Genomic DNA, 9,775 nt, shown 5'->3' on the forward strand with positions numbered 1-9,775 from the left:
GGCTATAAATACTCATACCCTTTTATGATTGATAAGAATTACGCCCCGCAGGAAATTGAACAGAAATGGTACGCCTATTGGTTAGAGCAAAAAGTCTTTGCTTCGAAGCCTAACCCAAATAAAGAAGCGTATTCCATCGTCATCCCTCCACCCAATGTGACGGGCGTATTGCACATGGGGCACATGCTCAACAATACCATCCAAGACGTGCTGATTCGTAAAGCGCGCATGGAAGGAAAAGAGGCATGTTGGGTTCCGGGCACCGACCACGCTTCAATCGCTACAGAAGCGAAAGTTGTAGCGATGTTGAAGGAAAAAGGCATTGAGAAAAAAGACATTACACGCGAGGAATTCCTAAAACATGCCTTCGAATGGAAGGACAAATACGGCGGAATTATTCTCGATCAATTAAAAAAATTAGGCGCTTCATGTGATTGGGATCGTACCCGTTTCACGATGGAACCTTCCTTATATCAAGCGGTGATTGACACCTTTGTTCGTTTATACAACAAGGGTTTGATCTACCGAGGCGTGCGCATGGTAAACTGGGATCCGCAAGGAAAAACGGCTTTGTCGGACGAAGAAGTAATCTACAAAGATGTTCAGGCCAAATTATTTCACATCCAATATCCACTCGTGGATGGTTCTGGATATGTGACAATCGCCACGACCCGACCAGAAACCATCATGGCGGATGCAGCAATTTGTGTGAATCCTGCGGATGAGCGCTATCTACATTTGCATGGCAAAAAGGTTCGTATTCCTTTGATTGACCGTGAAATCAGCATCATTCCTGATGAATATGTGACCTTGGATTTTGGAACAGGTTGTTTGAAAGTTACACCTGCCCACGATTTAAATGACTACGAATTAGGCTTGAAACACAAATTGCCGGTCATTGACATTTTAAATGACGATGGCACTTTGAATGAAAAAGCTATATTATTTGTAGGTGTTGATCGTTTCGAAGCACGTAAACGCATTGTGAAGCAATTAACCGAGGAAGGGTATTTAGTCAAAATAGATGAATACAAATCGACCGTGGGTACTTCTGAACGAACAGGTGCAGTGATCGAACCGAAATTGTCTTTGCAATGGTTCATGAAAATGGAGGAGTTGGCCAAGCCCGCTTTAGACAATGTCATGAATGATACCATTCAATTGCACCCGGCTAAGTTTAAGAATACCTATCGTTCTTGGATGGAAAATGTTCGCGACTGGTGTATTTCGCGTCAGTTGTGGTGGGGCCAACAAATCCCAGCGTTCTACATGGAAGATGGCACAGTGATTGTGGCGAAAGATAAGCAGGAAGCCTTGCGAATTGCACGCGATAAGTATCAGTTATTTGCCTTGGTGGAAGATGATTTAACACAAGATCCGGATGTATTAGATACGTGGTTCTCGTCATGGTTATGGCCTATTTCGGTATTTGATGGCATTGAAAATCCGGATAATGAGGAAATTAATTATTACTACCCAACCAATGATTTAGTTACGGGACCCGATATTCTATTCTTCTGGGTAGCTCGTATGATCATGGCAGGTTATGAGTGGCGTGATGAATTGCCATTTAAGAATGTGTATTTGACCGGAATTGTACGTGATAAGCAAGGCCGTAAGATGTCCAAATCATTGGGTAACTCACCTGATCCATTGGAATTAATTGAGCGATTTGGCGCAGATGGTGTACGTTCGGGATTATTGTTTTCAGCACCCGCTGGCAATGACTTATTATTTGACGATAAGTTATGTGAACAAGGACGTAATTTCTCAAATAAAATTTGGAATGCGTTCCGCTTGTTAAAAGGCTTAGAGGTAGTTCCAGGAACATCATTACCAGAACATGTGCTAGCAACGGCTTGGTTTGAGTCGAAGTTAAGCCAAACGATTACAGAAGTTCAAGATCACTTTAGCAAGTTCCGGATATCGGATGCCTTGTTGAGCATTTATAATTTGGTTTGGGATGATTTCTGTGGCAAATACTTGGAGATTATTAAGCCCGCATATCAAAGTCCGATTCATGCGGACACCTTGAATTCAGCCTTAGGATTATTCGATTCCTTGATGCGCTTGATGCACCCATACATGCCGTTTATCACAGAAGAAATTTGGCAAGCAATTGATACGCGTGCTGAAAATGCCACAATTTGTACGGCTGAATTTCCAAAAGCTGGCGCTGTGAATGAAGCATTAATTGCGCAATTTGATGCGATGTTCGAGGTAGTGACGAAGGTACGTGAGATTCGTAACTCGAAACAATTGTCTCCGAAGTTGGCATTGCCCCTTTGCATTAAGTCGGAGCAACCAACAGCCTATGCAGCAGTGGAGGCAATCATGCAAAAATTAGCGAATTTAGAATCAATCACGTTTATCAACGAACCGATCGTAGACGCACAAACCTTTGTGGTGAAGTCGGACCAATTCTTTGTTCCAATGGCAAACGATGAAGATCCTGAGGTCCTTAAAGCGGAATCCGCGAAGGAGTTGGAATATCTATTAGGTTTCAAAAAGTCGGTAGAGGCCAAATTAGCAAACGAAAAATTCGTTCAAAATGCGAAAGCGGATCTAGTGGAGCGTGAGCGTCAAAAGCTTTCAGATGCGGAAAATAAAATCAAATCATTGCAAGAATTATTAGCTCGATTGGGATAATGAAAAGGATACTAATCGTCTTCTTGGCTTTGTTTTTTTGGCAGTGTAGTAAATCTGACAAAGAAAAAAGCGCACCCAAAATCAAATGGGACATGCAGCGATTAGACCGGACATTAGCGGAGGCCAACTCCGCCGAGGCAATTGATTCCATCCTGAAGAAACACCCGGAAATTGGGATTGGCTATTTCAGTTGTCCGCCCGAAAAGACTCCATTTTTAGCGCGCGACTTATACCAATTGTATCAAAACCCCTCCTTAAAAGCTTTTTACAAGCAGAGCCAAGATTCAGCATTTTTCGGGGGAGATCGTTTAGAGAAAGAATTACGTTTGGCATTTGAGCGCATTCAGCAGGAATTCCCAGGATTAAAAACCCCTAAAATTCGTACGGTATTCTCGGGTTTTGGAGGCGTTGGGGGTGAATTCACGGCCCAACATTTGCAAGTTTCCGACAGCTTAATCGTCATCGGTCTAGATTTTTTCATGGGCAAAAAAGGTTTATACCTTCCTCCAGGCGTATATGATTATCAATTACGCCGTTTGGAACCTCAGGCTTTGGTGGGTCAGGTTATCTTACAATATTCGGCCTTTGTCAATCGTCAAAACGAGGAAGACCATACCTTGTTAAGTGATATGATTTGGTATGGTAAAGGTTTTGTGTTCACGAAGAAGATATTGCCTGAATTAGCCGATTCATTATTATTTGGCTACACGACACAAGAATTAGCTGAGACAAATGCATTCCAAAAGGAAGTTTGGGAACATTTCATCGACAAAAAACTGTTGTTCAATCAAGAAGAACTAACAAAAAATAAATACTTGGGTGAGCGCCCCAAAACCCCTGAAATAGGTCCGGCATGTCCAGGATCTATCGGAAGATGGTTAGGATGGCGCATTGTAGACCAATATTGGAAACAAAATCCTAAAGTATCGCTTACTAAGTTAATGACAGACCCCGACTATAACTCTTTATTTCTAAAGTCGGGCTATCGAGGTGAGCCAGACAAAGAATAAAACCAATGGCAAAAAGACATGAGAGTTTTGGTTCAGGGCCTGAACCGAAAGATAAGGTAAAAGTGGATAAGCAAGGTTTGAAGAAAGCTTTGAAAATTTTCCAATTTGTCATTCCATACAAGTGGACCTTCATTACGGGGATGGTGTTTTTATTGTTGTCAAACTTGACGACGATGAGTTTTCCCTTATTAATTGGCCAAATGACGAAGGTCATCGAGGGCAAATCGAATTACCACATCAATGAAGTCACGCTATTCTTTTTCGCGGTATTAATCATTCAAGCAATTTTATCGTTTTTACGTATTTACACCTTTGCGCAGGTATCTGAAAAGGCCATGCGGGATGTTCGTAAAACCTTATATGCCAAAATTATCACCATGCCTATTTTTCATTTTGAAAAGCGGCGCGTGGGGGAATTGATGAGTCGGATCACGTCTGACATTACGCAACTACAAGATGTCCTATCGATTACATTGGCGGAGTTTTTCCGACAAGTATTTACACTCGTAGGAGGAATTGCGTTGATCACTTATTTATCGTGGAAGTTGACACTATTTATGTTGGCCACTTTCCCCGTACTTGTTGTGGCGGCAATTGTATTTGGGAAGTTCATCCGGAAAATATCGAAGAAATCGCAAGATGAATTGGCGGCGACGAATATCATTGTAGAGGAAACGTTTCAATCGATTCAAGCGGTTAAATCGTTCACGAATGAATCCTATGAAGTCAATCGCTATACGAGCTCATTAAATCGTGTGATTGAAGCGGCATTAAAGGCTGCGACGATGCGAGGGGCCTTTGTGAGCTTTGTGATTTTTGCCTTGTTTGGAGGAATTGTGGGGGTTGTATGGTATGGGGCGGCATTGGTTGCGCAGGGCGATATGATTTTGGCGGATTTATTGACCTTTATCTTCTATACGGCGTTCATTGGAGGATCGGTAGGAGGATTGGGTGATATCTATGCACAATTACAGAAGACGATTGGATCGTCGGATCGAATTTTGGAGATCTTGCAAGATCCATCGGAAATTGATTTAGTTAGCCAAACATCTTCAAAAGCGATTGAATTTGGAAAGATTAGCATCGAAGATCTACACTTTTCATATCCGAGTAGACCCTCGGTGGAGATTTTAAAAGGTATATCAATTGATATTGAGCCAGGCCAAAAGATTGCGATTGTGGGGACATCAGGTACGGGTAAATCCACCTTGGCCCAATTGATGATGCGCTTTTATGAACCTAATGCGGGACAGATCAAATTAAACGGTCGGAGTATTCAGGAATATTCCGTTAGCGACTGGAGAAGCATGTTGGCCTTAGTACCCCAAGAAGTCTTGTTGTTTGGAGGAACTATTCGTGAGAACATAGCATATGGCAAGCCGGGAGCAAGTCAAGAAGAGATTGAATTTGCAGCTGAGCAGGCATTTGCCAAAGAATTTATTGAGTCATTCCCGGAGAAGTGGGATACCTTGGTCGGAGAACGCGGAGTAAAATTATCGGGAGGCCAGCGCCAACGAATAGCTATTGCACGAGCGATATTACGTGATCCGAAGTTTTTAATTTTGGATGAGGCGACAAGTGCGTTGGATTCGGAATCTGAAAAATGGGTGCAATCGGCCTTGGAGGAATTGATGAAGAATCGGACGAGTTTGATTATTGCGCACCGTTTATCGACGATTCGTTCGGCAGATCAAATCATCGTGATGGAAGAAGGGAAGATATTAGAGCAGGGGAATCATGAATCTTTGATGAAGATTAAAAATGGTGTTTACCGGAATATGGTCGCATTACAAACAGAGCATTTGCAGGCATAGCTATGGCGGCAAAACCCGAAATAAAATTGGATCAATTTGGCTTGCGGTCGACGGGCAGTCGGCAAGCCGTACTCGCTGCATTCCAACAAGCTGGATACGCATTGAGTCAAGGAGATATTGAACAAGCCTTATCCAGTCAATTTGATCGAGTTACGATTTATCGAACATTAAAGTCCTTTTTAGCCAGTGGATTATTGCATAAAGTATTAGATGACCAAGGTGGTATAAAATATGCTTTGTGCAAGGAAACGTGTCATCATGATTCCAATCATCAACATCAGCATGATCATGTACATTTCAAATGTACGCAATGCGGCCAAACGACATGTTTGGAAACCGTTCATATTCCTCAGATCATATTACCCGAACATTTCGTCAAGCAAGAGAGTAATTTATTGATTCAGGGAGTTTGTAGGGGGTGTAATAGTTAGTTTAGAGCTAAGAATTAAGAGTGAAGAGATTAGACGTTAGACGTTAGTCATTGGACCTTGACTATAGAGACTCGATATTTCGAAATTGAATTAAGAATTAAGAACGAAGAGATAAGAGCTAAGAGTTAAGGGTTAATCTTCCAAACTGACGACTAGCAACTGACTACTGATAACCCCTCCGAACTTCGGACTATTTCCCTTCGGACTGCCGACTGATGACTAGTGACTAGCGACTGTTTTCCCTCCGGACTCAGGACTACATTCCAGTTAAGAACGAAGAGTGAAGAGTGAAGAACTAAGAGGAAAGAATGAAGAATTAAGAGTGATGAGAACACCCTCCATCCTCCGGACTTCACGCCAGGTAAGAGTTAAGAATGAAGAGTGAAGAACTTACAATCCCTCCGGACTCCGGACTATTTCCCTCCGGACTGACCACAGACACCTGACGACAAGCGACAATTTCCCTTCGAACTCCGGACTAATTCCCTCCGGACTGACAACTGCCGACTAGTGACTAGCGACTGACGACTATTTAGGCCAAAAAAAAAGACCCACACTTTCGGTGCAGGTCTTCTATAATAACTTGGAGCTTACTTACTTTCCCGGGTTTGATCCCAGTATCATCAGCGGTGCGGGGCTTAACTTCTCTGTTCGAGATGGGAAGAGGTGAACACCCGTCCTATCGGCTCCATACTTTTTACAAGGTCATAGCCTTTTTCCATATTGTGAGATAAAATAAACAGCAGTGTGTAAATTAATAAAAGGTAAGCTTTCGGGTAATTAGTACTACTCGACTTTGACATTACTGCCTTTACATCTGTAGCCTATCGACCGTGTCGTCTACACGGACCCTTCATGGAATACTCATCTTCAGGTCAGTTTCGCACTTAGATGCTTTCAGCGCTTATCTGGTCCCGACGTGGCTACTCAGCTATGCCCTTGGCAGAACAACTGATATACCAGCGGTCAGTCCAACTCGGTCCTCTCGTACTAAAGTCAGAACCTGTCAATATTCCTACGCCCACAACAGATAGGGACCGAACTGTCTCACGACGTTCTGAACCCAGCTCGCGTGCCACTTTAATCGGCGAACAGCCGAACCCTTGGGACCTTCTCCAGCCCCAGGATGTGACGAGCCGACATCGAGGTGCCAAACCTCCCCGTCGATGTGAGCTCTTGGGGGAGATCAGCCTGTTATCCCCAGAGTACCTTTTATCCTTTGAGCGATGGCTGTTCCATACTAAACCACCGGATCACTATATCCTACTTTCGTACCTGATCGACTTGTCGGTCTCACAGTCAAGCTCCCTTTTGCTATTGCACTCTACGCACGGTTACCAAGCGTGCTGAGGGAACCTTTGAAAGCCTCCGTTACTCTTTTGGAGGCGACCACCCCAGTCAAACTACCCACCAAGCAATGTCTCCCCTTTGGGGATTAGAATTCCAGTACAAGAAGGGTGGTATTTCAACGTTGGCTCCCCGATGCCTAGCGACACCGGCTCACAGCCTCCCACCTATCCTACACATCCAGTACCAAAACTCAATGCTAAGCTATAGTAAAGGTTCATGGGGTCTTTCCGTCCCGTTGCGGGTAAACGGCATCTTCACCGTTACTACAATTTCACCGAGCTCACGGCTGAGACAGTGCCCAGATCGTTACACCATTCGTGCAGGTCGGAACTTACCCGACAAGGAATTTCGCTACCTTAGGACCGTTATAGTTACGGCCGCCGTTTACTGGGGCTTCAGTTCAATGCTTCGCCTTGCGGCTAACATCCCCCCTTAACCTTCCAGCACCGGGCAGGTGTCAGGCCTTATACGTCATCTTTCGATTTAGCAAAGCCATGTGTTTTTGTTAAACAGTCGCCTGGGCCATTTCTCTGCGGCCTCGATTGCTCGAGGCTCCCTTTATCCCGAAGTTACAGGGTTAATTTGCCGAGTTCCTTAGCCGTGATTCACTCGAGCGCCTTAGAATATTCTTCTCGACCACCTGTGTCGGTTTACGGTACGGGTTACTTATCAGTTATACACGCCTAGACTTTTCTTGGAAGTTTACTCACTACACTCGTTTTGGCATTGCTGCCGCCTCTCAAAGACACTATTCCGTCAGTATCTGGTAACCTGTAATCTCCGTCATCTATTTGCCCAATAAGTAAGTGCAGGAATATTAACCTGCTGTGCATTAGGTTGTCGCTTTCGCTAGACCCTTAGCCCCCGACTAACCCTCAGTTGATTAGCATAGCTGAGGAAACCTTAGTCTTTCGGCGTGAGGGTTTCTCGCCCTCATTATCGTTACTCATGCCTACATTTGCTTTTCTGAACGCTCCAGCCAAGCTCGTCGCTCAACCTTCACCGCAGATCAGAATGCTCCCCTACCAGTATATAAATATAATCCAAAGCTTCGGTACTTTACTTGATGCCCGTTTATTATCGATGCCCGCCTCGCTCGACCAGTGAGCTGTTACGCACTCTTTAAATGAATAGCTGCTTCCAAGCTAACATCCTGGCTGTCACTGCAATCAGACTTCCTTAGTTCAACTTAGTAAAGATTTTGGGACCTTAGCTGTTGGTCTGGGTTCTTTCCCTCTCGGATTGGGACCTTAGCACCCCAACCCTCACTCCCGGGTATATTTTAAGCCATTCAGAGTTCATCAGGATTTGGTAGGATTTGACTCCCCCTAGTCCTATTGGTAGCTTTACCTGCTTAAAACTTAACCCCGAGGCTGTTCCTAAAAACATTTCGGGGAGTACGAGCTATTTCTCAGTTTGATTGGCCTTTCACCCCTACCCACAAGTCATCCAAATACTTTTCAACGTAAACTGGTTCGGTCCTCCACTCCGTGTTATCGGAGCTTCAACCTGCTCATGGGTAGATCACAAAGTTTCGCGTCTACTCCCACTGACTAAGCGCCCTATTCAGACTCGCTTTCGCTCCGGCTGCTCACATCTATATGATTAACCTCGCCAGTGAAAGTAACTCGTAGGCTCATTATGCAAAAGGCACGCCGTCACCCCAATAAGGGCTCCGACCGCTTGTAAGCGTATGGTTTCAGGGTCTTTTCACCCCCTTACTCAGGGTACTTTTCACCTTTCCTTCACAGTACTCGTTCACTATCGGTCTCTTGGTAGTATTTAGCCTTACCGGATGGTGCCGGCAGATTCAAAGGGGATTTCTCCAGTCCCCCCCTACTCAGGATACCACTACAATTACATAAGCTTACCAATACAGGGCTCTCACCTTCTACGGCCTGCCTTCCCAGACAGTTCTTGTTCCTTTATATAATCGATGTCGTGGTCCTACAACCCCAGTCTTGCCGCAACAACACTGGTTTGGGCTAATCCGCGTTCGCTCGCCACTACTTACGGAATCACTTTTGTTTTCTCTTCCTCTGCTTACTTAGATGTTTCAGTTCAGCAGGTTCGCCTTCTATCTTAAATAGAATAATAGATCTTCAATCTACTGGGTTGCCCCATTCGGAAATCTTCGGATTAAAGGTCTTGTGCACCTCCCCGAAGCTTATCGCAGCTTAACACGTCCTTCATCGCCTCCAAGAGCCTAGGCATCCCCCATACGCCCTTAATTCACTTACTCTTTTATAAAATATCTTCATCCCGAAGGATTCAATAATTCTAATTTGCTCTTACTCTTTACTTTATTCTCACAATATGTCAAAGAACCTTGTGTGAATTTTGATAGATCATTCCATCGCATTCACAGCGCTCCCGCTTCTTGCTTCCCACATTTGGAAAGGGTAGGGGTGGTGTTTTTAGTCGCTAGTCACTAGTCGTTAGTCGCTAGTCATTAGTTACTCCTTCAATCTGTTGATTAAACTCGTTCGCTTAATCTGTAACTCTTAACTCTTAACTCTAA

Annotated in this window: 4 protein-coding genes and 2 rRNA genes; 4 read left to right on the forward strand and 2 right to left on the reverse strand. The window is 44.2% G+C overall.

All coding sequences use genetic code 11. The features are described 5' to 3' along the window. Nucleotides 1-24 precede the first annotated feature (24 nt). From V7S75_RS06275 to V7S75_RS06290, 4 genes are read left to right on the forward strand one after another with little or no spacing between them, the layout of a single operon-like run. The gene (locus V7S75_RS06275) at nucleotides 25-2,649 is read left to right on the forward strand and encodes a valine--tRNA ligase (protein ID WP_459512316.1); all 2,625 of its coding nucleotides are present in this window, start codon (nucleotides 25-27) and stop codon (nucleotides 2,647-2,649) included. After that, on the forward strand, nucleotides 2,649-3,659 hold the full coding sequence (locus tag V7S75_RS06280) for a gliding motility protein GldB-related protein (protein ID WP_459512318.1): 1,011 nt from the start codon (nucleotides 2,649-2,651) through the stop codon (nucleotides 3,657-3,659). Before V7S75_RS06275 ends, V7S75_RS06280 begins: the two co-directional genes overlap by 1 nt. A gap of 5 nt (nucleotides 3,660-3,664) precedes the next feature. After that, complete coding sequence (locus V7S75_RS06285) at nucleotides 3,665-5,473, forward strand: ABC transporter ATP-binding protein (RefSeq protein WP_459512320.1); 1,809 nt, start codon at nucleotides 3,665-3,667, stop codon at nucleotides 5,471-5,473. A gap of 2 nt (nucleotides 5,474-5,475) precedes the next feature. After that, nucleotides 5,476-5,904: a Fur family transcriptional regulator gene (locus tag V7S75_RS06290; RefSeq protein WP_459512322.1), complete on the forward strand. Its 429-nt coding sequence runs from the start codon at nucleotides 5,476-5,478 to the stop codon at nucleotides 5,902-5,904. A 581-nt stretch (nucleotides 5,905-6,485) separates the two neighbouring features. On the opposite strand, the gene rrf is transcribed toward V7S75_RS06290, so the two are convergent. Both rrf and V7S75_RS06300 read right to left on the reverse strand, forming a co-directional pair. Then, nucleotides 6,486-6,597 (reverse strand): 5S ribosomal RNA (gene rrf, locus V7S75_RS06295). A 67-nt stretch (nucleotides 6,598-6,664) separates the two neighbouring features. Beyond that, nucleotides 6,665-9,496, reverse strand: a 23S ribosomal RNA gene (locus V7S75_RS06300). Nucleotides 9,497-9,775: the final 279 nt, after the last annotated feature.

The organism is Aquirufa sp. TARAVU-A1A, from assembly GCF_054558675.1.